We start from the raw sequence: 26,261 nt of genomic DNA on the forward strand, positions 1-26,261 counted from the left end.
GGCCGGGTAGAATCCCGGAGGCGGCGCGATGCGCCTGTCCAGGCTACTCGTCCGCAGGGGACGGCGTCTGCATCTCCTCCATCACCGCGGTGAGTTTCTGAATCGCCATTTGCGCCGGGCGGGAAAGCTGGCGCGAGGGAGCGGTACACAGGGCCAGGGTGAGAGGTCGTAGCAGCTTGTTGCGCAGTGGGACAAACGCCAGCAGCCCGCTTTTTACCTCATCCAGCACGTCCAGGCGGCTGAGGACGGTCACGCCGCTGCCTTTGAGCACCAGCGACTTAATCAGCCGGATATCGTTGCAGCTGATGCTGTTCGCCGGGGAAAAATCATAATGCCGATAGAGCATCGCAACCCGTTCATGGACGATCAGCGGCGCACCGGGAAGAATATGCCGCTCCTCGCTTAGCTCCCCCAATGAGAGCCTCGCAGTATGCGCCTGGGGATGAGCTGGGCGCATCACCACGCCCATCTCCAACTCTGCAAAGGCCAGCACGCTTAGCCCGGCCTGGCCTTCGGGGTCCAGAATCAGGCCAAAATCGAGATCCGCTTGCCGCACCTTCTGGCTAACGGTATGGCTGTCCGCTACCTGCAGATTCAGCTCCAGCCACTGCCAGCTGGCAATGATCTCCGCCAGCGCGGCGGCAAAGCTCCCTTCCGCCAGCGCCTGCACCATACCAACGCTAACGGTACCGCGCTTCAGCCCCTGTAGCTCATCAAACTTCTGCCGTGTCAGATGAAACTCCTTTTGCCAGCGCAGCAGGTTGTCGTACAGCAACTCTCCGGCGGTGGTCATGCGCAGCCCTTCCGGCAGGCGCTCAAACAGCGGCGTGCCGAAATCCTCTTCCGCCTGCAAAATTTGCCGGTTAATGGCCGAGGCGGAAATATGCAGTTTTTCCGCCGCACGCCGCAGGCTGCCGCTGCGGGCCACCTCGGCAAAATAGAGAGCAAAACGCGAAAATGGGCTCATCTTTACCTGTTCTCTTTTTTGCAACAGCTAACTGAATTAATGGCGATGGATGTCAACACCCTAATATGGCAACAATAAACTCACAACAATTAAACAAATGTTTTTGTGAGCAGGAAGAGAAGCCATGAACAAACAACAACCCACCCCACCCGCCCATTGCACCTTTGAGCCTGAAGACTGGTTGCGCCTGGCAAAATGCTGGCACCCTGTCGCCCGCGCCTGCGATATCGGCCCCGCGCCGGTGAAAGCCGTTCTGCTTGATGAGCAACTGGTTATCTATCGAATTAAGGGACAGGTGGTGGTCGCTCGCGACGTCTGCCCCCATCGCGGCGTACCGCTGACGCTCGGTTTTCATGATGAAGAAGGGATCGTCTGCCCCTACCATGGCCTGCGCTTCGGCGAAGATGGCCGTTGTAACCGCATTCCTTCCAGTCCTGACCAGCCGGTACCGGCAAAGCTTAACCTCACCTCTTTTGCGGTGGAGGAGCGCTATGGTCTGATCTGGACCTGCCTGGCTTTCGACCCGGAAAATCCCATGCCGCTGCCGGTGATGCCGCACTGGCACGATGACGGCTTTCAGCAAATTAACTGCCCGGCATTTGAAGTCAACGGCTTTGCGGGCCGCCAGGTTGAGGGCTTTCTGGATGTCGCCCATTTTGCGTGGATCCATACCGATACCTTCGCCGACCCGGATAATCAGGTGGTGCCGAACTACAACCCACAGGAAACAGCGTTTGGTTTTATCGCCGATTACTGGAGTTCAGTCGGCAACTATCCCGCCAGCTCCGAATTTCGCGCGCCGGAAGGCTTCCAGTGGCTGCGTCATTTCGAGATGCATCTGCCGTTCACCGCCACGCTGACGATCCATTTTCCCGGTGACGCCAGGCTGGTGATTATGAACGCCGCCTCGCCGGTTTCCTCACGGATAACCCGAATGTTCGCGCCCATCGCACGCAATTTCGACCTGCACGTGCCGGTGGAAGATGTCCACGCGTTTAACCTGCGCGTCTTTGAGGAAGATCGCCTGATGGTGGAGACCCAGCGCCCGGAAAGATTACCGCTGGATTTAACCCTCGAAGCACATATCCCTGCCGATCGCAGCTCTATCGCCTATCGGCGCGGGCTGAAGAAAATGGGCTTCGGCGACTTTTTCCTCGTCTGAGTGGAGAATCATCATGAGCGATATAGTAGAAGTTATCGTTGACGGTCTCTGGCGTCAGGGGAGTCAGAGCCTCGCCGTCAGGCTGGTAGCGCAAAACGGTCAACCGCTTCCCGGCTGGCAGCCCGGTGCGCATATTGATGTGCATCTGCCCTGCGGGATTATCCGCCAGTATTCGCTTACCGGCCCTGAAAATCCTGATGACGGCTACCTGATTTGCGTCGCGCTGGAGAAAACGTCCCGCGGCGGATCGCGCTATATTCATCAGCAGTTGCGTCCCGGCCAGACGCTGCTGATTTCCCGCCCACGTAATCTGTTTCCTTTACACGCGGCGGAACGAGTGACGCTGCTGGCCGCCGGGATCGGGATTACGCCGCTGTATGCGATGGCGCTCAGGCTGGGCGCAGAACAGATACCGTTTACGCTGCACTATTACCTGAAAAACCGCCAACAGGGGGCGTTTGTACGCGAACTGCAGCAGCGGTTCAGTACTGAAAGCGTAGTGATTCACAGCTCTTACGAAGGAGATAGCGCCCGGCACAATTTGGCCGCAGCGCTGAAGGATGCGCATGACGGGCATCCGATATATCTCTGCGGGCCAGAGGGTTTTATGACCACCGCGCGTCGGGTGGCGCGGGAAAAAGGCTGGACCGAAGCGCTGATCCATAGCGAAGCCTTTCAGCCTATCGTAACGCCAACCAGTGCTCAGGAGGGTGAAACCTTTAACGTGACGCTGGCGTCATCGGGCGAACAGTGGCCGGTACCCCCGGATAAAACTATTGCTCAGGTACTCCAGGAGAACGGCGTCGCCGTCCCGCTCTCCTGTGAAATGGGGATTTGCGGTGCTTGCCTGACGCCGGTCATCGACGGGGTTGTCGATCATCGCGACACCGTGCAGTCGGAGGCGGAGAAATCCGCCAGCGCACAGCAGATTGCCCTGTGCTGCTCGCGCAGTCGGTCGGCAAATCTGTGCATTGATTTATGACGTTGCGACGTTAACCAACAAAGACTCGCGCCTTGCCCACGACGTCAATTCGCACCGCCGCCCCCACTCTCCAGCCGCGCTGGCTGACGGTTTTGACGATCAGCGGTTCATGTTGACCGGGAAGCGCCAGGGTTAACGTTGACAAGTGGCCGGTAAAATCGACATCGCGGATGGTCAGAGGCTTTTTATCTGCCGGGCAGGAGGAAATAACCAATTGTTCCGGGCGCAGCATCACCCGCCCCTGTCCGACGGCATCAGGATTGTCGGTGAACACTTCGCCAATCGCGCAGCTCGCACGTCCGCCGAGAAGCTCGGCAGGCAGCATCAGCGCATCGCCGAGAAATAGCGCGGTCTCTTCATCAACGGGATGGCTATATATCTCAAACGGCGTACCGACCTGGGCAAATCGCCCCTGACGCATTACCGCAACCTGGCTGGCAAAAGAGAGCGCCTCATTCTGATCGTGAGTCACCAGGATCGAAGCGACTCCAGCCTGTTCCAGGAGATCTGCCGTGGCTTTACGCGTGGTCGCACGCAGCCCGGTATCGAGAGCCGAGAAAGGTTCATCCAGCAGCATCAGGGCGGGCCGCTGGGCCAGCGCGCGCGCCAGAGCAACGCGCTGCTGCTGACCGCCGGAGATTTCATGCGGCCAGTGGTTCGATAGCTGACTGTCCAGCGACACCATCTCCATTAGCGCCGCCACCCGCAGGTATTTCTTCTGACGACTACCGTCGAGACCCCAGGCAATATTGTCCGCGACGTTAAGATGGGGGAACAGCGCGCCTTCCTGCGGGACGAAGCCTACCCCACGCTGATGGGCCGGGATAAATGTCCCCTGCGTAAATAGCGTTCGCCCCTGCAACACGATGCGCCCGCTGTCCGGCGTTTCGAAGCCCGCGAGGATCCGCAGCAGCGTCGTTTTACCGGAGCCGGAGGGGCCAACAATCGCCGTCCGGCTGCCTGCGGCCACCGTCAGATTCAGGCCATCGAGCACGCGCGTACCGGCAAAAGATTTTGAGATTGAGGAGAGTTCGAGCATTTTACAGGCCTGCGATTTTTTTCGACTGTACATAGAGAATACCGGTCAGCGGCAGCGACAGCAGAATCATCAGCATCGCGTAAGGCGCGGCGGCGACATAATCAATCTCGCTGGTTAAGGCCCAGAAGCCGGTTGAGAGCGTGCGGGTACCGAGCGGAGAGAGCAGCAGCGTGGCGGTCAGTTCATTGGTCACACCGAGGAATACCAGCGCCGCCCCCGCCGCCGCGCCCGGCGCCGCCAGGCGCATCGTCACGCTCCACAGCGCCCGACCGGGGCTGCGGCCTAAACTGCGGGCGACGTTTTCCAGCTCGACGGGAGCCTGAGCGACCCCGGCGCGCAGGTTGATAAGCGCCCTGGGCATAAACATCAGCAGGTAAGCCAGGAACAGCGTGATTTCAGTTTGATAGATGGGCCGCGCGTAGTGAATGGTGACCGTTACCAGCGCCAGCGCCGTAACGATGCCGGGCAGAGAGCTGGTCACGTAGTTACACCCCTCCAGCAGGCGAAAAAGACGCTGCGGATAGCGAACGCCCAGCCAGGCGATGGGGACCGCGCAGGCGGTGGTGAGGAGAGCGCCCACCGCGCCAAGAAATAGCGTTTGCCGCAGAGAGTGCCAAAGGTCGGCGTTCATCCAGCTCGCCATTCCGCCCAGCCATAGCCAGCGGCAGAGCACCATCAGCGGAACCCCCAGCGCCAGAATAACCAGCGTCAGCAGCGCGAGCTGTAGAGGGATCGCCGCCCGCAGGCTCAGCCGCCAGCGTTTTTGTTCGCGTGCCGCTCCAGACCCAATTCTGGCATAGCGCGCTTTGCCCCGCGATGCTCCTTCCAGCAGTAGAATGGCCAGACAGCAGAGCGCCAGCACTCCGGCCAGCATATTCGCCTCCGGGCCGCTGAAGGTCGACTGGAACTGGTCGTAAATAGCGGTCGTGAAGGTATCAAAGCGGACCATCGCAAACAGGCCGTACTCCGCCAGCAGGTGTAGCGCCACCAGCAGCGCGCCGCCGCATATCGCCAGCCTGAGCTGCGGTAAAACCACGCGCAAAAAGACGCGCCACGGCGGCGAGCCTAATGAAGCGGCGACATCTTCCAGCGTGGGATCCAGACGGCGCAATACCGCGGCAACCGGCATATAGATAAACGGATAATAGGCCAGCAGCGAAAGGAACACCCCGGCGGAAAGACCGTGCAATGAGGGCACCGCGCTGACCCAGGCGTAGCTTTGCACGAAGGCCGGTATCGCCAGCGGCGCAACCGCCAGCACCGACCAGACTCGCCGCCCGGCCAGCAAGGTCCGCTCCGTGAGCCAGGCCAGAGCAACGCCCAGCGCAATGCAAAGCGGTACCGTCAGCGCAATAAGCCACAGGGTATTACTCAGCAGCTCACCGACGCGCGGGCGAAATACCAGCGTTTTGATAGTTTGCCAACCGGTTTCAATGCCTACGGCAACGACAAATCCCAGCGGCAGCAGCGCCATCAGGGAAAACAGAATAGCTAAAGCGATCATCGGAAAGGCAGGACGCCTGCGCTCGGGCAGGCGTTGTGCTTTTTTTCCGAGCGCGAAACTCAGAGAAGACATGGCGTATTCACTTTTTCTGGCAATTACAGCAGGCCAGCCTGGGTCATCAAATCAACCACTTTCTTGCTGTTCAGTGAAGACGGTTCAACCTTCGGCGCATCCAGGTCTTTCAGCGGCGTCAATTTCGGGTTGGATGCGGCGTTAACACCCACGGCATATTCAAAGGCGTTGTTGGTACGCAGCTCTTCCTGGCCCTGCTTGCCGGTTATCCACTTGATAAAGGCCTGCGCCTGTTCCTGATGTTTGCTGGAAGCCAGAACGCCACCGCCGGAAATGCTGACAAAAGCGCCCGGGTCCTGGTTTTTAAAGTAATAGAGACGGGTGTTGTCGCTGTTCTCGCCGGTTTTCGCCTGATCGACAAAGCGGTAGTAATGGTAGATAACGCCGCCATCAATCTGACCGGCATTCACCGCCTTCATCACCGTGCTGTTGCCTTTGTAGGCCACAAAATTGGTTTTCATCGCTTTGAGCCATTCGAGCGTAGCCTGCTCACCCTTCAGCGCCAGCATCGCGCTGACGATGGCCTGGAAATCCGCGCCCGATGGCGAAGCGCCCCAACGGCCTTTCCACTCCGGCTGCGCCAGATCCATCAGCGATTTTGGCAGCTGCGCTTCGCTGATTTTTGCCGGGTTATAGACGAATACGGTACTGCGGGCGGCAATGCCAATCCAACGTCCGTGTTCAGGGCGATATTCCGGCGCAACCTGCTTGAGAGTTTCAGGCGCCAGCGGTGCAAACAGCTTCGCGTTATCCACCAGCACCATCGCGGGAGAGTTTTCCGTCAGGAAGACATCCGCCGGGGATGCGGCCCCCTCCTGTACCAGCTGATTCCCCAGCTCGCTATCGCCGCCGTTACGCAGCGTCACTTTAATTCCTGTCTCTTTAGTAAAGCCATCCACCCATGACTTAACCAGATTTTCATGCTGCGCGTTATAGACGACAATTCCCTCGCTGCTGTCAGCAGCCATAACCTGCGGGGCAAGAAATGCAGAAGAAGCAAGCAACGCAGCGGAGCAATAAGACGATAAGCGAAAACGCATAAGCTAATCCTTAGAGCCTATCCCAGTAGGCGCAATTGTTGTAGTCAGTTTGGACACGGACAGCGCGGAACAACCGGAGCGTACACGTAGTACGTGAGGATGATTCGCTACGCTCACCCTTCGGGCCGCCCTGAAGGGCGTTCAAAACTCTGTGAGTTTTGGGTGAGCACTGCCCAGGGCCAAAATGGCAAATAAAGTAGCCTAATGGGGTAGGCTCTTAGTATATGTGGGCAAATTAAACAAACCAGCCGGCGGAAAGGATTAAAACACAGTGAAATGTGAATGATAATGAAAACAATTACCATCCAATAAAAAGAGCGAAATATACTGAGCACGGGTATTTTAGGGCGGGAAAATTCTTTTAAAAAAGAATGGAAATAATGAACATTAAAATAACCTTAAGGCGACTTAATTTTTAACAGCTATTAATTAAAAACATGATCATCATCGCACTAACGTGATACAGAATACATCCGTAACTAGCGAAAACTCCACTGAATGCTGACAACAAAAACGGTCGGGATAATAATCCCGGTTTCAATACCAAAGTAATCGGTAAAGTTGTACTGAAAACCATGATAAATATAGGGAGAAAAGCCGATCCCGGTGGCATCTTTAAAATCCTTATAAGAACCATGGTCACCACAGTGCTCAAAAGCATCGAAGAAGAATTCACCCACGTAGCCATAAATGCCCTTAAATACCCAACCGTTGCCGAAGGATACCCAGTCGCGGCGCACGCCAAGCGCAATGCAGCGGTCGTCAAAGCTGTTTTTCATCGTCCCGGCCAGCAGGCTGTACTTTGAGTCCTCAGAAAACTTGCGCTCGACGGAGGCAAACTGGTTATCAAAACCTTCAGTGTACTGCCCGTGGTTGTTCGACAAATGATAAATCCATGAGCCGGTATTAACTGAATAGAGATTGATTCCATCCGCCTGCACGAGCGTCGCCGAGGCAAACAAAGCGGCAGTCGCCATTGCGCACTTCATTTTTCTGTACATCCACATCATCTCTTGGTTCAGGCATCAGATAATGAGAGTATAGAAACCGCCGCGCAGGTCTGCTGCACAAATGACTGATTTTCTGCAACTTGATGTTTCAATAAATTTTATGCATGCAAGTTTTATCAAAAATAATTCCCACCTGTTATTTACTCGGCAACAGGATGGATGAATTTAATGCTATTATATTTATTCTCAATACTGAACTAGAAAAACAACAATAAATACCCGGCGTCTGACCAGATATTTATTGAAATATATTTAACGCTGGCAAATTTTAATTAGCAGTTCCGCCATCCAGCGATGGCTTCTCTCCTGACCGGCAGTTTCGTGCCATGAGAGATAGCAGGTACGGTTGCTCATTTCTAATGGCAAAGTCAGCAGTTGCAGTTCAAATTGTTCTTCAAATTCCCTGGCTAACCATTCTGGGGCAATGGCGACCATATTAGTTTGTGACACGACGCTGAGCACGCTGACCAGCGCGTTGCCGTGAAAAGCAACGCAGGCCTGCTGCTCTTCCGAGCTATACCAAGGGTGGCTAAACGACGCGTAGCGATCCAACGCCACGGAGGCATGCTGCTCCTGATAAATATCCCGCTCGGTCAGCGGTCCTGAAATGCGCGGATGATTTCGGCGGGCCACTAACACCATTTCATCGTTAAACAACGGGATGCTGGTGAATTCAGGATGGTTAAACTTGTTGTAATCAAGAACAAACTCAACTTCCTGATAGCGCAGCTGGTTCGTGACCTGTTGGCTCAGCGAGGATTTAAATGACAGGCTTACCCTTGGCGCGATCTCACTAATCTTATTAAATATCAGCGGGGTCAGATAGTTATCCAGCGGGCTGCAAACGCACAAATTATAAATACGTTCACAGTCCAGCGGATCAAAAAGGGTATCGGGCAGTTCATTTTGCACCAGCTGCAGCGCGCGGCGCACCGAAATGAAAAGCTGAAATGCACGGTCTGTCGGTTTAATCCCGCGCCCATTACGGACAAACAGTTCGTCTTTAAACAGTACTTTTAGCCGAGAAACTGCGCTGCTGACCGCTGGCTGAGACATCCCCAGCGTTTGCGCCGCTTTGGTTAAGCTTTGTTCCTGCATCACGGTATCAAAAATAGTCAATAGATTGAGGTCGACTTTTCGTAATACAGGTTGAATAACTTTCTGTTCAGAGGTTGGTTTAGACGTTGTGTTTTCATTCATGTAGGCAACTCCACCAGCACATTAATCAGCGATCCTGCTTCGTAACACGGAGACTTTCCGCCAAAGAAAAAAAATGGGTAGATAAATCATCATCGGCCAAAACAGCCATGTGTTATCTGTTTCCAGCAGTACGCTCAAATGTATAAAACTTATTATTAATATGGAAAAAAGCATAACAATATGAAGCGTATTATGTTTTCTGGAGAAAACGGCATAACGGTGCAGCATTATTTTTCCCTTCGTTCACTCCTTGAACAAAGGATAATACCATATAAAAAGTAGTGAAATTTCTGAAAAGTACGCGAATAAATCCTAATAAGTAAATCCTCAATCACTCTTATTCACAGAGTAATCGCATGATTTATACGAATTCAATATGTAGATCGTAGTGGTGAATTTTGCAGAAATTGTTGAAATAGATATTTTTTGCTGTTTTTCTTATGCAGCCACAGCGGGATAGTCAGAAGCTTGAAACTAAGAGCCTATTCCAGTAGGCGTTATTGTCACAGGCAGTTTGAACACGGACAGCGCGGAAAAACCGGAGCGTACACGTAGTACGTGAGGATGATTCGCTCCGCTCACCCTTCGGGCCGCCCTGAAGGGCGTTCAAAACTCCGTGAGTTTTGTCTGAGCACTGCCCAGGGTCAAAATGGCAAGTAAAATAGCCCTAATGGGATAGGTTCTAAGCATCTATGCAGAATGGATAATGAATGGTGCCGACTACCGGAATCGAACTGGTGACCTACTGATTACAAGTCAGTTGCTCTACCTACTGAGCTAAGTCGGCATTGGGCCGCCATCGAGGCCTCGAACCCCGTTCCCTACAACGTATGTCGTTCGCTCTTCCAGATGAGCTAATGGCGGTTATATGTAATGAGTAAATTCCCGAAAGGGCTAATACTCATTAGCGGCGCGCATGATACCCAGAATCATTAGCCATGTAAATAATTTCTAAAGAGAATAATCTGAAAGCGCTCTGCTATCTGATATAAATTACTGTAATCATGGCCATTTGGCCCCCAGTCCTTTTGAGACCCTGGGTTTTCAGTTATCAGTTGGAGAGTTTATGGAACGCTTATTTGTCTACGGCACCCTACGCCCAGGTCACGTTAATGCCCATATTCTGCAAGATATTGGCGGAGAGTGGCTACCAGGTTACGTAACGGGCACTTTTTTTGAGCGTGGCTGGGGAGCGGCGGCAGATTTTCCGGGGATCGTGCTTGATAAAAGCGGCCCTCGCGTCCACGGTTATCTTTTCCTGTCCGCGAATCTTAACGCTCACTGGTCAATGCTGGACGAATTCGAAGATGGCTACGACCGCGTTGCTGTTGAAGTTACCACGGAGGATGGTCAGCACGTGGCCGCGTGGACCTATCAGCTACAGCCAAAGATGACCTCGTAAAACAATTTCGCCCCGCATGCCGAACGTCTGCAGGGCGTTACACACTTCACATTTATGCGTCGCGCCAGCCCAGCGCCGGAGCAACATGTTTCAGAATAGATTCAATCACATGCGCGTTATAATCCACGCCCAGCTGGTTCGGTACCGTCAATAATAGCGTATCCGCTTCAGCAATTGCTTCATCCTGTTTCAGCTGTTCTATCAGCTTGTACGGCTCTGCGGCGTAGCTGCGCCCGAAAATCGCCCGAGTCTTCTCATCAAGAAAACCTATCGAATCGCTCTCATCACGACCTGAGCCAAAATATGCCCGATCGCGATCGTCCATCAGTGCAAAAATACTCCGACTAACCGAAACCCGCGGCGTACGCGTATGACCGGCCTCGGCCCACGCCTCACGATAAGCGCGGATCTGTTTAGCCTGCTGAATATGGAACGGCTCACCGGTTTCATCGTCTTTCAAGGTCGAACTTTGCAGATTCATCCCAAGCTTTGCCGCCCACATCGCTGTCGCATTTGACCCCGCCCCCCACCAGATTCGATCGCGCAGCCCTTCAGAATGAGGCTCAAGGCGCAACAGGCCAGGCGGGTTGGGGAACATCGGCTGCGGATTAGGCTTCGCAAAACCTTCGCCCCGCAGCGCGTCCAGCAACACTTCAGTGTGACGGCGGGCCATGTCCGACTCGTTTTCGCCTTCAGCGGGGACGTAACCAAAATAGCGCCAGCCATCAATGACCTGCTCCGGGGAGCCGCGGCTGATGCCCAGCTGTAAACGACCGCCGGAAATGAGATCCGCAGCGCCTGCATCCTCTGCCATGTACAGCGGATTTTCATAGCGCATATCGATAACGCCAGTGCCAATTTCAATACTTTTGGTTTTCGCACCGACTGCTGCCAGTAGAGGAAACGGCGAGCTGAGCTGGCGAGCGAAATGATGCACTCTGAAGTAAGCGCCATCCGCGCCCAGTTCTTCGGCGGCAACGGCCAGGTCAATGGATTGCAGCAGCGCATCGGCGGCTGAGCGCGTACCGGACTGCGGCGACGGCGTCCAGTGACCAAATGATAAAAAGCCAATCTTTTTCATGACGTGGGTATCCTGGTTTGCAGGGGAATCGTCAACAGGCGGCGGATTATCGCGCGTGAAAAGCCCGTTCCTGTCGAGTTATCCCCCTACTCTACGCATTACCAGGTGAGAATAAATATCCTTTGTTTAACCGAATACATCAAAAAAATTGACTGATTCAGTTTACTGGCGGGTAAAGCGGCACGGTCTGCCAGCGTTATCCGAAAAAGAGGTCTCGGTCGATGCCTCTAACTCTGGTCCTATATACCGCCCGCGCGGACGAATCACCTTACCAGTATTGATTTGCTCCATGGCGTGGGCCAGCAGCCCCACGCTGCGAGCAATGGAAAACAGCGCAAATGCTGCATCGCCCTGCAGACGATAACGGGCCACCAGCGCGGCCAGTACCACATCAATATTGGGCTGAAGGCCGGTCAGCGTTATCACTTTTTCAATAAATTTCGCAATCTCCTGCGGCGGCGCAAACTCTGCCAGCAGCGCAATGGCGCGCGGATCGCCATCGGGATAAAGATGATGGCCGAACCCCGGGATCGGGAGCGCAGAAGAGAGATAGCGGTTAACCACCCGATCGGCATTCGAATGCTCAACCTCATCAAAAAGCGCTTTAACCCGCTGGGTTGCATCGCCGTGTAGCGGCCCGGTAAAAGTCGCCAGCCCGGTGAGCAAACAGGCGGGTAACGATGCGCCGTTAGACGCGGCAATTCGGGAGGCAAACGCGGAGCTTGTTAATTCATGGTCAGCCAACAGCACCATTGCCCTGCGCAGGATATTGGCCACCTCTTTCTCCATGCCCCATCCCAAAGCAAGACGCTGGTGTACCGACATTTCGGGTTGATTGAGTGCGCCAAACGTCGAAGCCAGGTGGCCCACCAGCGTCGCGGCTTCGGCATGCAGAACCTTAAGCGTTCGCCCATGCGTCGAATGCCCCGAGGCGGTTGCGGCAGCCAGAGCAATAAACGCATGGGATCGTTCCGGCGGTGAGGAAGGATAATCCCGGGTTGGGACCGAAAATCCGGACGTGATTTCAGCGTTCCAGAGCAAACGCGCCGTCTCTTCAAGCGTCGCGTTTTCAGAGAACGCAATGACATCTTTTCCCCGGTAATACAAATGACCTTTAGCAAAGGTGGAAATAGCGGTTGGAATGCTCGGCTCGGTACCAAACAGCGTGTTAACAGCAAGCGTTTCGCGTTTTCTTCCCTGCTGCTTTTTCTGCTTCAGGTTCTGAATATTTTCTGCGCTATACAGGCTGCGCCGCGTATTCTGAGGGTCGGGATGCGATGCGATTAACCCACGGCTGACATACGCATAGATAGTCTGGGGACGAACGCCGAGAAATTCCTGAACCTCATCCAGTGTGAGCCAGGGCGCTAACTTCATCTTTGGTTGCATGGTTTAGCTCAAATACCTATCAAATGAGAGATCGGGTAAGCGGGATGCTGTCGTCCTGTACAAAAATGAGTAGATAAAATCCAGCCCTGATAATAACCGCTTATTTTATATTGATAATCTTTATCAGGATGAACATGTCAATTTTAGATAGATATCGTCTTCTGTTCCGCCGTAAGGGGCAGTAATGTGAAGTCTGAAGGTAAAAAAACCGGCCCCATTATTTGCCGTCGTCGGCCAGCATGGCATTAATCTTCTTCAGCCAGTCATCACCATTTTTATCGATGAATTCATGTTCTATCGCCGGTTTCATCACCTCTCTGAAGGGTTTGGGATCAACGTCATTAACCTGCAATCCCGCGCGTTTCATTTGGGCAAGAAATATCGCTTCATTCTCATTGGAGAAGTTCCGCGTCGCCACCGCGCCAGCGTAGGATGCGCTAAGCAAAATATCCTGCTGCGGCTTACTCAGGGAGGTAAAGGTGACGCTATTCATCACCTGGATAAGCGGACCATACATGTGGCGGGTCAGCGAGAGATAGCGTTGCACCTCAAAAAGCTTGCGCGCATAGATGACAGAAATCGGGTGCTCCTGGCTATTGATAGTGCCTTCCTGAATAGCCGCATAGATAGCGCCGGACGGTAAGGGCTGCGTATCGATACCCACGCTTTGCCATAATGCTTCATGCACCTGATTGCCCGGCATGGTGCGAATCTTCAGGCCGCTGAAATCAGCGGGATGAGTGACCGGTTTGACATTGTTGGTAAATGAACGGATACCGTTTTCCCAAAAGCTCAGCCCTTTTAGCTTTTTCTGATCCAGTACATCCAGCATTTCACACCCAAAGTCACTGTCCATTACCCTGTAGGCCTGTTCAACATTTTCAAACAGATAAGGAATATCAAAGACATTGATCCGCCCGTCTAGCGCCGCAAAATAACCTGCCCCGCCGAGAAAGATATCCAGTTCTCCCTGCTGGGCCATATCGACCATTTTCGGGCCATTGCCAAGTTTCGCGTCGGGATAAAGTTCGAACACCATTTCTCCTTGCGATAATTGCTCGGCAACACGAACCATTTCCTGGATGCCAACGCCCTGCGAGCTTGCCATCGAGCCTTCAAAACCGATGCTAAAGCGACGCTTTTCACTGTGTTCTGCTGTCGAAAATACCATTTCTGTACTCTCCCATATGCCGTTGTGGGCGTGCGATAAATCGAATCGAATGAGAAAACTGTACGTTTCCATTTTCGCCCAATCAAGATTGATTAATTAAATCAACTGATAGATAGATCGCAAAATGGCTGAATACGTTTCAGAGCAAGAATATTAGCCATGCGCCATTTCAGAATAAGCACTCAATGCCGAAAACTATTTTTTCAACTCCCTTTTAGCCTGTGGTGTCAACAAACAATTTCAATCTATCGCTACCGCGTCACACTCCGGAACTATCGGCGAAAATATTTGCATTGATTTTTTTAATCAAGATTGATCCCGGCAAGGCGTTATTTTAACGTCAGCCCAATCAATGGTCATATGCAGTGAAGCCTGACAAATTGATGCCCTGAAAAACCACAAACACAGCAAGCGACGGAATCGACAGAAAAAAGCGTTTACGCGGGTTTAATCTCCCGGCAAGAAGACGTATCAATTTTTTATTTGTAGAACCGTTGCTCATGAAAATCGATGGGCATTTGGGTTGGATTGACACCTTACGAAATAATGATTAACCCGCTATCAACAAGGGTTAAAGAATAAAACGTATACCTACAAATCCATGAAGGACGAAAAATATGAGTAATATGCAACAGCAAGAACTGACTGAGGCATCGATAGATGCCAGAGCGGTTCCCCAACAGAAGGCGACGCGCATCAGGTATTACATGCTGGCCCTTATTCTCTTGGCGACAATTATCAATTTTGTCGACAGATCGAGTCTGGGTATTCTGGCGCCATTTATCAGTAAAGACCTCCAACTGGATAAAGTTCAGATGGGGCAAATTTTCGCCGCATTTGGTCTTACTTACGCGTTTGCGCTCATTCCCGGAGGAATTATTGCGGATGTCTTAGGTTCACGTATTGCCTACGCGTTTTCCCTGATAACCTGGTCGCTGGCCACCATGACGCAAGGTGTCGCCAGCGGCTTTAATATGCTGTTTGGTTCTCGTCTGGCAATTGGCGCGCTTGAAGCCCCGGCCTTCCCATCAAACGCCCGCGCCGTCACCATGTGGTTTCCAACCGGTGAGCGCGGCTTTGCCACCAGCGTTTACGTTATGGGGCAATATATCGGCACGCCGTTATTCACCGGCCTGCTGCTGTGGATTGCCAACGGCTTTGGCTGGCGCTCCGCCTTTTATTTGACCGGTGGCGCAGGCGTAATATTCGGTATTCTGTGGTATCTCTGGTATCGCGATCCGTTAAATCATAAAGCCGTCAACGCAGCCGAATTGAAGCATATTCAAGAGGGAGGCGGTCTTGTTGGGAAAAAAACACGGGATCGTTTTGACTGGAAAAATGCGCTCCGCCTGCTCAAGCATCGTCAGATTCTGGCTATTTGTCTGGGCAAGTTTTGCAATAACGCTATTCTGGTTTTCTTTACCACCTGGTTTATGACGTACCTGGTTGAAGAGCGCCAGATGACTATGATTAAAGTCGGTATATTCCAGGCTTTACCGTTTATCGGCGCAACCGCAGGGATATTATTAGCGGGTTTTTTCTCAGATTTCTTTATTCGCCGCGGGTATTCGATCTCGGCCGCCAGAAAAGCACCATTAATTATCGGCACGCTGCTGGGCTCATCAATACTACTCGTTAACTTTGTCACCTCTAACGAGATGATCATTGTTATTTTAACCATCTCTTTCTTTGCTCAGGGCGTGGGTTCTTCGTCGTGGGCAGCGGTGTCTGAAATAGCACCAAGGCAATATATTGGATTAACCAGCAGTATCACCAGCCTCGCGGCTAATATTGCTGGCGTCACTACACCGATAATGATTGGTTATATCCTTCATGCGACTGGCCAATTCTTTTGGGCGCTCAATATGATGGGGATTATGTGTTTAATTGGTGCATTCGCTTATTCATTCCTGCTGGGGCCATTGTCCCGCATCGAAATGGACTAATAAGTCAACGCTGATTCACCCGGTTTGAGCCGCTATCCGCGTTCGTCTGTGGCTCAAACCGGTTTTATAGACAGAGGAGTGAACGTGTCAAAATACACCTGGGATCATTTGCAATTGCGCAGTCCTGACCCTGAACTGACCGCTGCCTGGTTCGAGCGCTGCCTGAACGCAGAGATCGTTCGCAAGCCCGGCAAGGTAGATATCCGCTTAGCCGGAATCAATATCTTTATCGCCCCGGTGAGCGAAGGAGACGGCGTTGCGCCACCGCCGCTGCCGCCCTATCAGGGGCTCGACCATTTCGGTCTGACGGTCGACAACCTGGATGAAATCGCCGCCGAGTTAAAAAGCAAAGGTGTGGAATTCACCCAGGAACCGATCGCTATTCGTCCTGGCGTACGCGGCTGTTTTATTCGCGGGCCGCAAAACATCTCGATTGAAATACTTGAGCGGCGCTTGAGTTAATCACCCCCGGCAAACGTAAACATAAAAATTTAGCCAGCCATTTATTGGCCGCAACTATGGATATAGCATAATGAAACCCAGCATCCTGCAGTTAAATCCTATCCTTATCCCCGCGATTAGTGAGAAATTAAACGCGCTGTATACCGTGCATCGTTTCTTTGAGCAGGAAGATAAAGAAGCGTTTATCAAAGAATATGGTAACACTATTCGCGGCGTCATTTCTGGTGGTCACACCGGCATCAGCAATGCATTAATGGCGCAATTGCCCGCGCTGGAAGTCGTCGCTATCAACGGCGTTGGCGTTGATGCTGTCGACCTGGACTATGCACGTAAACGTAAGATTCACGTCACCGCTACCCTCGGCGCGCTGACAGAAGACGTTGCCGACCTGGCCATTGGCCTGCTGATTGCCACCTGCCGGGGTATTTGCTCAGGCGACCGCGTGGTGCGCAACGGCGAATGGGCGAAAAATCCGCATCCCGGAGCGATTCCCCTCTCCCGCCGCTTTAGCGGTATGCGCGTAGGAATTGTTGGCATGGGCCGGGTTGGACGCGCCATCGCTACGCGCGCCTCAGCCTTTGGCTGCCCGATTGCCTATACCGATCTTCACCAGATGACCGACCTCGACTATCCGTTTGTCGCCAGCCTGCAGGAGCTGGCCCGACAGAGCGATGCGCTGATCCTCGCGGCCTCGGCAGACAAAGCGGAAGGTATCGTCAATGCCGCCGTACTTGAAGCGCTCGGTGAGAACGGTTTTCTCGTGAATATCGCCCGCGGGAAGCTGGTCAATGAACCTGACCTCGTGGATGCCCTGGTTGCCGGACGTATTCAGGGGGCGGGGCTGGATGTTTTCGTTGATGAGCCGAATGTTCCCGCCCCGCTTTTAGGGATGGATAACGTTGTTCTGCAGGCTCACCGTGCAAGCGCCACGATTGAAACCCGAACCGCCATGGGCGAAATGGTGCTGGCAAGCCTTGCACAGGCGTTGAGCGGCCAGCGTCCTGAATGCAGCCTGACGGCCTGAGAGTCAACATTTTAGCCAACCATTCCAGTAACGTTAATGAAGCAGAAGGATGTAGCTATGTTCACTTCAAGTAAAATCGCCCTCGTCACCGGCGCAGGCAGCGGGATTGGCAGAGCGACGGCTGTCGCCTTGTCGAATGCCGGTTATTTTGTGGTCCTCGCCGGACGCCGTCTGGAACCCTTACTGGAAACCGTTGCAGCATTTGGCGGCAGCGAACAGTCAATGGTGGTACCAACCGACGTTACCAGTCCGGAATCCGTGACGGCTCTGTACGCCCGGATCCATGAAAAATGCGGTCATCTTGACGTGCTATTCAACAACGCGGGGACTAATTTCCCGGGTATTCCCTTCGAAGAGTTGAGCTACGAGAAGTGGACGGCGGTTGTTGATGTCAATCTGACGGGGATGTTTCTCTGCGCCCAGGGCGCCTTCCGCCTGATGAAAGAACAAAGCCCTCAGGGCGGGCGAATCATCAACAACGGTTCGATTTCCGCCCACGCCCCGCGTCCTGATTCAGCGGCCTATACGGCAACAAAGCACGGCGTGACCGGCCTGACGAAAAGCATCTCCCTTGATGGCCGTAAATACGGCATCGCCTGCGGTCAGATTGACATTGGCAATGCGCACACCGAACTGTCGCAGCGCATGTCAAAAGGCGTCAAACAGGCCAATGGAGAAGTGGCGGTTGAAGCGATGATGGATGTCTCACAGGTTGCCAACAGCGTGGTTTACATGGCTGGCGTCCCGCTCGACACCAACGTGCAGTTTATCACCGTGATGGCGACCACCATGCCGTTCGTTGGCCGTGGCTGATTGGAAGTAACACCATATGGGCTGGGTCTCTCAGCCCATAAAAACGTCCTCAATAGCGCCTTGTCAGAAGACCGTCAGCCTGACGACAGTCGGCTTACGCCAGAATAACGTTAAGTACGTGACGTTTGCTGATTGAGGGAATAAACATCATGAGAACAGTAATTAGCGCATTTCTGACGATGATGGTCATCGGGTTGACGGGGTCGACCGCTTTCGCATCGGAGAATATTACCGGGCCGTACCGGACGTTGATTGTCTATTTCTCTCCGCCGGAGGAGTAGCCACTGCGCATGGCTTTCGCTCAAGTTTTCGTGATTGGTGCAGCGAATATGGTTACTCACGGGATCTTGCTGAAAGAGTACTCGCACACGCAATTCAGAGTAAAGTTGAGGCCGCTTACCATAGGACGGATTTACTGGAACAACGTCGCCCGATGATGCAGGCATGGGCAGATTATGTAACACGATCAGGTGATTGAATTGCCACAAGCCGGGATTGCATACTATTCCATCGGAGGTACACGATAGTACCTCTTTTTTCTGAAGTATTAACCGGAGCGGCTCCACTGGCAGTTAAGTGCCAGAAGCGGAAGTTTACAGTGTCCTGAAAGTCGATGGAGATATTGCTAACATTACCACATATTAATAACACTAATGGCTCGCTCACCACAAACCTTGCAACAGTGCCAAAAATATTAACCTGATTTATTCAGGGTAAAGTCATTAACGAAGTCAGTGAACATGCGCGCCTGTTCGGACAATTTATGATTTTTCCGCGTCAGAATATAATACGCCTTATGGTGACGTACTTTTAATTCAGGAAACGGCAGAACAAGAAGACCTGAATCCAGATATTCACGGACCAGAGTAATCCCACATAGAGCGACTCCCACCCCAGATATCGCGAGTTGCATCAAAATATTGGATTCTCCCACGATATGACCACCATTCAGATTTATGCCTTTACAAGGATGGTACTTCAGCCAGAAGCGCCAGTCAGAGTAATCTCTCTCATGAAGAATCTGAACTCTCGCAAGGTCCTCAATTGAGGAAAGATTATTCTGCTGCATATAGGCAGGTGAGCACACAGGATAATAATCAAGACCGGAAAGATATTGCGCATCAAAACCAGGCCATACACCTTCTCCCCACTTTATTGCGAGTTCTGTACCGACAGAAAAATCAAGGTGATGAGTTGTCAGAGTCTGACGAAAAATAATATCCTTATGTCGGGAAAGAAAACGGGGAAGTTCAGGGGAAAGAATCACCCGGTTCCAGACAGGCTCCGTTTCAATTACCAGACTTTTGCTTGCAAGCCCCTGATTATAGCTCTCAAGAACGTCCAGAATCTCATCGAATGGCGACTGGATCTGATCCAGTAACATTCTTCCTGCATCTGTCAGCTCAACTCGTTTTGAGTTTCTGAAGAAAAGTTGTGTACGCATCAAGTCTTCAAGCTTCGCTATGCGTTGACTGACTGCTGACTGAGTGAGGCTCAAGTCACGTGCTGCGTGTGTAAAACTTGCATGTTCAACCACACTCTTGAATGCAAGGAGCCAGGAAAGCTGCGGGACTCTTGTCATTTTCGTTTCCATAAACCCTCATGAATTAGGATATGTAATACTTCTATAAGGAAAAAGGCGTTGTACGTAAGTTGCCAGTTTAATTTAATGATAAATGAAAAAGTAGTTCCCTGCTGAATTGAATCGAATGGAAGATACTATGGAAATGAATGAAAGATCTACACCTGAAAAGAGTCCTCCCGTCAGAAATGACGTATTTCTTATCACAATAAGCATAGTAGTGGTTATCAGCACGATTATTCTTCTCATGCTATATCCGGCCTCTTCGCAGAAGATGGCAGAAAGCCTTTTTAATGGATTAACGACCTCAATAGGTTCTGTTGTTCAGCTACTTGGTTTCGCCTGTGTTGTCATGGCATTGCTGATTGCCGGTAGTCGTTTCGGGAATATCAAGCTAGGTGAAGGAATGCCTGAATACTCTAATATCAGTTGGATATTCATGTTTATTTGTGCAGGATTGGGGTCTGCAACAATGTACTGGGCATTTATGGAGTGGGCTTATTATTATAATACTCCTGGCCTCAACATTACACCAGAAAGCAAGGAGTCATTACGAGCAAGTCTGTCTTATGTATTCTTTCACTGGGGGTTAACTCCGTGGTCAATTTATGCTATTGCATCACTGGCAATGGCCTACCATTTTTATATTAACAAATCAAAAGGTCTTAATTTATCATCTCTCATATCATCAATAACAGGTATTTCTGACAAAGGTCCGTTGGGGAAAATCATTGACCTGATATTCCTCTTCTCCACCTTTGGTGGACTGGTTCTGACCACGACTATTACAGTTGGTACTGTTTCTGTCGGGCTATCGACAATGTTCGACTTTGAAAACACATTTGGTCTTAAGGTGATTCTTCTCGCGATAATTACGCTGACTTTCTCCTTGAGCTCATACATCGGTATTGACGGCGGTATGCAGAAACTTGCAAAAGCTGCATGTGGTATGACCTTGTTGTTTGGCGTTGTAGTTTTGTTTCTTGGTAAGACGACATTCATCGTCGACAATTTTGTCAATTCACTTGGACTCACATTTACCAATTTCGTCCATATGAGCTTGTTCACAGATCCTATTGACCAGGGAACATTTAATAAAGACTGGACAGTATTTTACTGGCTTTACTGGATAACATACACACCTGGGGTTTCTATTTTCATCACACGTGTTTCCAGAGGCAGAACGGTAAGAGAATTAATTCTTGGCCTTATCCTGGGTGGATGCGCCGGATGCTGGTTCTTCTTTGGTAGCATGAGTGGTTTCGCTATCGACTTATTTAATTCTTCAGTAGTTAATGCGCCAGCATTATTACAAGCTAACGCGGGTGAATCTGCTGTAAGTGAACTCCTTTCTCAGTTACCTTTTGGTTCCTTTTTCTCTCTATTCTATTTCCTTTTGATGCTGGTATTTCTGGCTTCACACCTCGATGCAACGGCTTATACTGTAGCGGCAGTCAGTACCAAAGGATTACAACAGGGTCAGGATCCAAAAAGAGAGTTAAGGGTGTTCTGGTGCATTATGCTGGGATTAATACCTCTGGCAATGCTGTATATAAATGCATCGCTATCCACATTGAAAACAGCTGTCACACTGACGGCCGCGCCATTCATCGTCATTTTGATTATCTGCGCTTATGGCTTAATTAAATGGCTTAAAAATCATAATTTTGAAAAGGATGTAAAATGAAGATTACAGATATTGATGTCATTTGGTTACGAGTTCCTGAACTGAATCATGTCTGTGAATGGGGTGAGGATGCGGTCATTGTTAAAATCAGCACTGATGAGGGGATTACAGGCTATGGTGAGTCAGACAGCTCTCCTCTGGTAGTTAAATCATTTATTGAAACACCCTCTTCTCACTCGACCTGCAGGGGATTACGAGAGATTCTCTTAGGAAAAAATCCTCTCGAGATAACACGTTTGTGGGATGAAATGTTTACTGGTAGTGAATATATGGGACGCAGGGGAGCTGGCGTACATGCTATCAGTGCCGTGGATATTGCTTTATGGGATATCGCTGGCCAGTTTTATGGTGTTCCGGTTCATACTTTACTAGGAGGCAAATATAGGGATCACATTGATGCCTATGGTACATTCATCCCTTCAGACAACGATGATGAAAGTTGTTCCAAAGCACTAAGTCTGATTCGTCAGGGATTTCAAAGCATTAAATTTGGTGGAAATAAGTTCGGCATTGACCCGAACAGAGATTACGAAACGGTAAGACGCATACGTGAAGTGGTCGGTGAAAAAATCGATATAGAACTGGATCTGGTTGGATTATGGAGAAACTTCTCATATGCGCAGACCCGCTATGAAATGCTTAAGGATTTCAATATTAACTGGATAGAAGAACCCGTTCCCTCCGACAGTCTGAAATGTTACCGCAGGCTTTCGGAAGCCTTACCTGTTAAAATTACAGGAGGAGAGGCCCTGACCAGTTATGCTGAATTCAAACAATTTATCGAGGAAGCAAATCCAGCTATTGTACAGCCAGACATCACCAGGTGTGGTGGTATTACAGAGATGAAAAGAATAAATCAACTTGCTGAGTCCAATGGTGTCAGTCTGGTTCCACATGGCTTCAGTACAGGTATCCTGTTGCATGCAACAATACATTTTCTTGCATCAACCCGATTTGGAGATTTGATTGAATATTCTCAGAGCGAGAGTCCCATCTATAAATATCTGGTAAAAAATAAAGTTCCTGTAACAGACGGGAAAGTGACAGTTCCTGATTTACCCGGTCTGGGACTACACCTGGATGAAGATTTTATCAAAGAATATCGTGTTGTAGATTTCTAAATCCAGTTGATATCCTCCCCGCCTTGAGGGGCGGGGATTCCATTTGGAAATTACAGAGTATTACACCGATACCGCAGGCTTCACTGAGCCCAACGTCCGATTTTCACTCAGGCTGTATGAAAACCACTGATCACTTTTTGGCCTAAGCAATACGCTCGTATGATCAATTATTCTTGCCAGTTTCGTGTAGAGATATGCTTTTTTAGTAAAATTAAAAAGTTATGAATAAAGCTCGCAGGGGCGATATGACCCACCACATTGAAGGTTTGGGCAGATATCAGGCAACCATGCTAAAGCTCTATATTTATGGATACCTGAACCGTATTCAGTCTTCCCGGCGGGTAGGTAGCGAGCTTCAGAATAGATTTACGGTAATTGAAGATGGTTTAGAACTGCAAATATACTTTAATAATATCGCATGTCGTGATTGCAGCCAGCGGTCAAAATGCACCACATCAAAACGGGGCGACTCACTTCCTGATGCGACGATTTAAAAATGTCAGCACAGAAATTAGTCTACATGTGCTTGCCTATAACCTGAAAAGAATGATGAGCATCTGGGGCACTGAAGGGCTGAACGTCAAGTTGCGGGAGCAATTCAATTAACGACGATAGTCGCTTTAACTGTATTAGCTTAGTGCCTAATAACAATCCAGTAGCATTCAGTATAAAGCTTTAAAAACCCTGAACTGATCCTGAAAAGAACTCACATCTTATACGGTAAATATCAGGGGAATTATTATATCTCTGGCCGTAAATAGTGTTCAGATGCTACAAAAAACGAATTTTCACACAGCCTGTGCCAGAATCGGACAATGCAATAATTTGAACAAGTGTGGTTCGGAATTGTTTCCTCTGTAAATATTTTGCGCTTTTGTCTATATACCAGTAATACCAAATTCGATAATCGTAATAATCCCCCCGCATCAGCATGCAGGGGTAACAGGAAAGAACTTCTGTTTTTAATAATGAGGGTTATAACAAAGGCTGACCCTGGTACAGATACAGTATTACAACCTTACTGGGCTGACGGTGGCTCCAGTTTTTTTTCTACCGTGCTTTTAAGTTCAGCCGCTGGCAGTCGCGGCTGAGAGCGTTGCCAGCCTGAACCATAGCGGGTGTACTGTGCCGGGACCGGAAGGGTAACGTTCAAATCGTCTGCAGCGGTTCGTGCCCAGAAGGGATCTTTCAACATATCGCGGCCAACCAGAACGATATCTGCGCGGCCATTCTGCAGTATTTCTTCTGCCTGACGGCCCGTTTCGATTAGACCTACAGCTCCGGTTTTAATACTCAGTTCCCTGCGCAGCAATTCAGCTGCCGGAACCTGGTAATTGGGATATGTGTTTACCGGTACCATCGCAATCCCACCGGTCGAACAGTCAATCAGGTCAATCCCCTGCTCTTTCATCCATTTGCCGTAGATCAGGAAGTCTTCCGGACGGTTTCCCCCTTCTACGTAATCGGTTGAAGAGATCCGCAGGAACAATGGACCTTTCCACTCGCTACGCACCACATCGATAACTTCACGCACAATTCGGTAGCGATTCTCGTGGCTACCACCGTACTCATCAGTGCGCTTGTTCGCCACAGGCGACAGGAACTGATTAAGCAAATAGCCGTGGGCACCGTGGATTTCGATAACGTCGAAACCCGCTTCACGCGCACGGCGTGCACCCTGTCTGAATGCCTCTACTACCTCTTTGATCTGCTCAATGCTCATCGCCTGCGGCACGCGGGATTCCACTGTAAACGGAATGGCAGACGGCGCGATGGATGGCAGGTCAATACCCAGCTGGCGACCTGCGTGGCCGAGTTGCGCACCTGCTTTCGCACCAAAGCGGTGAATGGCGTCCGTCACGCGGGACAAACCGTCAACGTGGCTGTCATCCCAGATACCGATGTCGCCAGGACCGATTGGGCCATTCGGTAATACAGAGGCCGTTTCCAGCATGATCAGACCTGCTCCGCCCAGGGCTCGCGCGCCGTAGTGGATAACATGAAAATCATTAACCTTACCGTCGTCAGACGCCGAGTGCATGCACATCGGGGACATGGCAATACGGTTGCGGAATTCAACGCCGTTGATTGTGATGGGTTCAAAAAGCAAAGCTGACATTTCTACTCCAGAAAGTGATTGATATTTAGCCCGCTAAAAGTACCATACTGAGAAAATTCGTTTATACACTAAAAAAATACACATACTTACCAAAAGGTAACCATGATGTTTTTATGAAGAAATTACGTAACTACGATTCGGCACCAGGCTGTTCAATGGAAGCGGCACTGCATATCATGGGCGGGAAATGGAAAGGGGTGATCCTCTATCATTTATTTAAGGACGGTACGCTTCGGTTTAGCGAACTCCAGCGGTTTTTAACCAGCATTAATCAGCGTTTACTGACGAAGCAACTGCGTGAACTTGAAGAGGATGGCCTGATTATTCGCCAGGTTTATCCCGTTGTTCCACCAAAGGTTGAATACTCGTTGAGTGACGAAGGACGGGAGCTGAACAAGCTGGTTCTGGATCTCAGTATATGGGGCAGAAACTGGCTGGAACGCCGCGGTCTTAAAACCGCGGTTGAAGAAGATATCGAGGAGCTGAAAAAGGTTCTTGGCGATCCGAAGTAAGCCGCCTTCACGGGTATCTAAGGACCAAAATGGGTGATGCAGAAATCGATAAAACTGCGTAATCGCGGAGTCATTCTTCTGTCCTGGGCATAAAGCACATGGACTGGTCGACCGGGTAGTTCATAATCGGGCAGCATCCGCACCAGCCGCCCGGCGGCGATTTCCGCGCTCATCAACGGATGCGGTTGCATAATGATTCCCAGCCCTGAGAGGGCCGCCGCAAGCAGGGCTTCGCTGTTGTCCGTTTTAAACCTGCCGGTTACAGGTACCGAGATTTGTCCGCCAGGGCCTTCAAATTTCCATTCCGTCCGCATTGATGTGTGGGTAAAGATCAGGCACTGGTGCCGCGTCAAATCCTGCGGCGCCAAGGGCGTGCCAGCCTCATCGAGATAAGCCGGGGCGGCACAGATAACCATCTGATAGGGGGCAAGCGTTCTTGCCAGTAGCTGGCTGTCCGCCAGTTCCCCCGTACGAAATACGGCATCAAAGCCCTCTTCAACCAGATCGACAGTGCGATTCGACAAACAGAGTTCGAGCGAGACTTCGGGATTTTGTTTGAGATATTCCGGCAGTTTTGAGGCCAGCAGCTGACTGCCAAAGGTAATGGGAGCGCTGATCCTGAGATTACCACGGGGGATCGCACGGGTTTCAGCAATCACGGCTTCCGCTTCTTCCATTTCAGCCAGAATATTTTTCGCTCTTTCATAAAAGAGACGGCCGCTGTCCGTCAGGCTCTGGCTCCGAGTCGTACGGTTGATCAGCTGAATGCCAAGATTTTGCTCAAGCATGCGTAACTGCTTACCTGTCAGCTGGGAGGACTGGTCCAGTTCACCCGCAGCGGCAGAAATGGAGCCTGACTCGACCACCCTAATGAATGTCTGCATGCAGGTTAAACGATCCATTTGAAATGAAATGTTCCAGGTGATGGTTATTTACGTAAATTTATCGCATTACGTTTTCAATGTACATTGCCCGT

Annotated in this window: 24 protein-coding genes, 1 tRNA gene and 1 pseudogene; 13 read left to right on the top strand and 13 right to left on the bottom strand. The window is 51.0% G+C overall.

The genetic code is table 11. The features are described from left to right. Nucleotides 1–43: 43 nt before the first annotated feature. Nucleotides 44–967 carry a LysR family hpxDE operon transcriptional regulator HpxR gene (gene hpxR, locus QVF11_RS03890; protein ID WP_287855261.1) on the bottom strand — a complete coding sequence of 308 codons (924 nt, stop codon included), beginning with the start codon at nucleotides 965–967 and terminating at the stop codon, nucleotides 44–46. Between the two features lie 124 nt (nucleotides 968–1,091). On the opposite strand from hpxR, the gene hpxD reads away from it, so the two are divergent. Further along, nucleotides 1,092–2,129, top strand: a complete 1,038-nt coding sequence (gene hpxD, locus QVF11_RS03895) for a molybdenum cofactor-independent xanthine hydroxylase subunit HpxD (protein WP_287855262.1) — start codon at nucleotides 1,092–1,094, stop codon at nucleotides 2,127–2,129. 13 nt (nucleotides 2,130–2,142) lie between these two features. After that, a complete protein-coding gene (locus tag QVF11_RS03900) occupies nucleotides 2,143–3,111 on the top strand; it encodes a PDR/VanB family oxidoreductase (protein ID WP_287855263.1) in 969 nt (322 codons plus the stop codon). A 10-nt stretch (nucleotides 3,112–3,121) separates the two neighbouring features. On the opposite strand, the gene QVF11_RS03905 is transcribed toward QVF11_RS03900, so the two are convergent. The 6 genes from QVF11_RS03905 to QVF11_RS03930 form a co-directional block, all read right to left on the bottom strand. Then, nucleotides 3,122–4,150: an ABC transporter ATP-binding protein gene (locus QVF11_RS03905; protein WP_287855324.1), complete on the bottom strand. Its 1,029-nt coding sequence runs from the start codon at nucleotides 4,148–4,150 to the stop codon at nucleotides 3,122–3,124. Nucleotide 4,151: 1 nt separating this feature from the next. Then, entirely contained in the window at nucleotides 4,152–5,726 is a 1,575-nt protein-coding gene (locus tag QVF11_RS03910) for an ABC transporter permease (RefSeq protein ID WP_287855264.1), read from the bottom strand. 23 nt (nucleotides 5,727–5,749) lie between these two features. Further along, on the bottom strand, nucleotides 5,750–6,766 hold the full coding sequence (locus QVF11_RS03915) for an iron ABC transporter substrate-binding protein (RefSeq protein ID WP_287855265.1): 1,017 nt from the start codon (nucleotides 6,764–6,766) through the stop codon (nucleotides 5,750–5,752). A 479-nt stretch (nucleotides 6,767–7,245) separates the two neighbouring features. Next, nucleotides 7,246–7,743, bottom strand: a complete 498-nt coding sequence (locus QVF11_RS03920) for a hypothetical protein (protein WP_287855266.1) — start codon at nucleotides 7,741–7,743, stop codon at nucleotides 7,246–7,248. Nucleotides 7,744–8,028: 285 nt separating this feature from the next. Continuing rightward, nucleotides 8,029–8,976 (bottom strand): transcriptional regulator LeuO, encoded by a 948-nt coding sequence (gene leuO / locus QVF11_RS03925; protein ID WP_112215251.1) that lies wholly within the window; start codon nucleotides 8,974–8,976, stop codon nucleotides 8,029–8,031. A gap of 711 nt (nucleotides 8,977–9,687) precedes the next feature. Next, nucleotides 9,688–9,763, bottom strand: a tRNA-Thr gene (locus QVF11_RS03930). 279 nt (nucleotides 9,764–10,042) lie between these two features. Between QVF11_RS03930 and QVF11_RS03935 the strand changes: the two genes are divergently transcribed. After that, on the top strand, nucleotides 10,043–10,378 hold the full coding sequence (locus QVF11_RS03935; protein WP_287855267.1) for a gamma-glutamylcyclotransferase family protein: 336 nt from the start codon (nucleotides 10,043–10,045) through the stop codon (nucleotides 10,376–10,378). Between the two features lie 52 nt (nucleotides 10,379–10,430). Here QVF11_RS03935 and QVF11_RS03940 read toward each other — a convergent pair whose 3' ends face one another. The 3 genes from QVF11_RS03940 to QVF11_RS03950 form a co-directional block, all read right to left on the bottom strand. Then, the gene (locus QVF11_RS03940; RefSeq protein ID WP_287855268.1) at nucleotides 10,431–11,459 is read right to left on the bottom strand and encodes an LLM class flavin-dependent oxidoreductase; all 1,029 of its coding nucleotides are present in this window, start codon (nucleotides 11,457–11,459) and stop codon (nucleotides 10,431–10,433) included. Between the two features lie 162 nt (nucleotides 11,460–11,621). Beyond that, entirely contained in the window at nucleotides 11,622–12,836 is a 1,215-nt protein-coding gene (locus QVF11_RS03945; RefSeq protein ID WP_112215255.1) for a citrate synthase family protein, read from the bottom strand. Nucleotides 12,837–13,065: 229 nt separating this feature from the next. Then, entirely contained in the window at nucleotides 13,066–14,019 is a 954-nt protein-coding gene (locus QVF11_RS03950; protein WP_287855269.1) for a DctP family TRAP transporter solute-binding subunit, read from the bottom strand. 617 nt (nucleotides 14,020–14,636) lie between these two features. On the opposite strand from QVF11_RS03950, the gene QVF11_RS03955 reads away from it, so the two are divergent. The 6 genes and pseudogenes from QVF11_RS03955 to QVF11_RS03980 all read left to right on the top strand — a co-directional run. Then, on the top strand, nucleotides 14,637–15,965 hold the full coding sequence (locus tag QVF11_RS03955) for an MFS transporter (RefSeq protein WP_287855270.1): 1,329 nt from the start codon (nucleotides 14,637–14,639) through the stop codon (nucleotides 15,963–15,965). 84 nt (nucleotides 15,966–16,049) lie between these two features. Continuing rightward, nucleotides 16,050–16,427 (top strand): VOC family protein, encoded by a 378-nt coding sequence (locus tag QVF11_RS03960; protein ID WP_287855271.1) that lies wholly within the window; start codon nucleotides 16,050–16,052, stop codon nucleotides 16,425–16,427. Between the two features lie 70 nt (nucleotides 16,428–16,497). Beyond that, nucleotides 16,498–17,451 (top strand): 2-hydroxyacid dehydrogenase, encoded by a 954-nt coding sequence (locus QVF11_RS03965; protein ID WP_287855272.1) that lies wholly within the window; start codon nucleotides 16,498–16,500, stop codon nucleotides 17,449–17,451. 57 nt (nucleotides 17,452–17,508) lie between these two features. Further along, the gene (locus tag QVF11_RS03970; protein WP_112215260.1) at nucleotides 17,509–18,264 is read left to right on the top strand and encodes an SDR family oxidoreductase; all 756 of its coding nucleotides are present in this window, start codon (nucleotides 17,509–17,511) and stop codon (nucleotides 18,262–18,264) included. 149 nt (nucleotides 18,265–18,413) lie between these two features. Continuing rightward, a complete protein-coding gene (locus QVF11_RS03975; protein ID WP_287855273.1) occupies nucleotides 18,414–18,545 on the top strand; it encodes a hypothetical protein in 132 nt (43 codons plus the stop codon). Continuing rightward, nucleotides 18,536–18,742: pseudogene (locus tag QVF11_RS03980) on the top strand (tyrosine-type recombinase/integrase); the annotation flags it as partial. The gene QVF11_RS03975 and the pseudogene QVF11_RS03980, both read left to right, overlap by 10 nt. A 216-nt stretch (nucleotides 18,743–18,958) precedes the next feature. Here the strand turns inward: QVF11_RS03980 and QVF11_RS03985 are convergent. Further along, on the bottom strand, nucleotides 18,959–19,858 hold the full coding sequence (locus QVF11_RS03985) for a LysR substrate-binding domain-containing protein (RefSeq protein WP_112215261.1): 900 nt from the start codon (nucleotides 19,856–19,858) through the stop codon (nucleotides 18,959–18,961). Nucleotides 19,859–19,985: 127 nt separating this feature from the next. On the opposite strand from QVF11_RS03985, the gene QVF11_RS03990 reads away from it, so the two are divergent. The 3 genes from QVF11_RS03990 (at nucleotide 19,986) to QVF11_RS28680 (ending at nucleotide 23,148) form a co-directional block, all read left to right on the top strand. Then, nucleotides 19,986–21,533, top strand: a complete 1,548-nt coding sequence (locus tag QVF11_RS03990) for a BCCT family transporter (RefSeq protein ID WP_287855274.1) — start codon at nucleotides 19,986–19,988, stop codon at nucleotides 21,531–21,533. Continuing rightward, nucleotides 21,530–22,654 (top strand): mandelate racemase/muconate lactonizing enzyme family protein, encoded by a 1,125-nt coding sequence (locus tag QVF11_RS03995; protein ID WP_287855275.1) that lies wholly within the window; start codon nucleotides 21,530–21,532, stop codon nucleotides 22,652–22,654. Before QVF11_RS03990 ends, QVF11_RS03995 begins: the two co-directional genes overlap by 4 nt. Nucleotides 22,655–22,899: 245 nt before the next feature. Next, complete coding sequence (locus QVF11_RS28680) at nucleotides 22,900–23,148, top strand: hypothetical protein (RefSeq protein ID WP_462660138.1); 249 nt, start codon at nucleotides 22,900–22,902, stop codon at nucleotides 23,146–23,148. 524 nt (nucleotides 23,149–23,672) lie between these two features. Here the strand turns inward: QVF11_RS28680 and namA are convergent. Further along, nucleotides 23,673–24,773, bottom strand: a complete 1,101-nt coding sequence (gene namA / locus QVF11_RS04005) for an NADPH dehydrogenase NamA (RefSeq protein ID WP_287855276.1) — start codon at nucleotides 24,771–24,773, stop codon at nucleotides 23,673–23,675. A gap of 113 nt (nucleotides 24,774–24,886) precedes the next feature. Between namA and QVF11_RS04010 the strand changes: the two genes are divergently transcribed. Then, on the top strand, nucleotides 24,887–25,285 hold the full coding sequence (locus QVF11_RS04010) for a winged helix-turn-helix transcriptional regulator (protein WP_048211800.1): 399 nt from the start codon (nucleotides 24,887–24,889) through the stop codon (nucleotides 25,283–25,285). Between the two features lie 17 nt (nucleotides 25,286–25,302). On the opposite strand, the gene QVF11_RS04015 is transcribed toward QVF11_RS04010, so the two are convergent. Further along, nucleotides 25,303–26,187 (bottom strand): LysR substrate-binding domain-containing protein, encoded by an 885-nt coding sequence (locus QVF11_RS04015; RefSeq protein WP_287855277.1) that lies wholly within the window; start codon nucleotides 26,185–26,187, stop codon nucleotides 25,303–25,305. Nucleotides 26,188–26,261: the final 74 nt, after the last annotated feature.

Origin of the sequence: Klebsiella sp. (genome assembly GCF_027492335.1) — a bacterium.
Taxonomy (GTDB): domain Bacteria; phylum Pseudomonadota; class Gammaproteobacteria; order Enterobacterales; family Enterobacteriaceae; genus Klebsiella; species Klebsiella huaxiensis.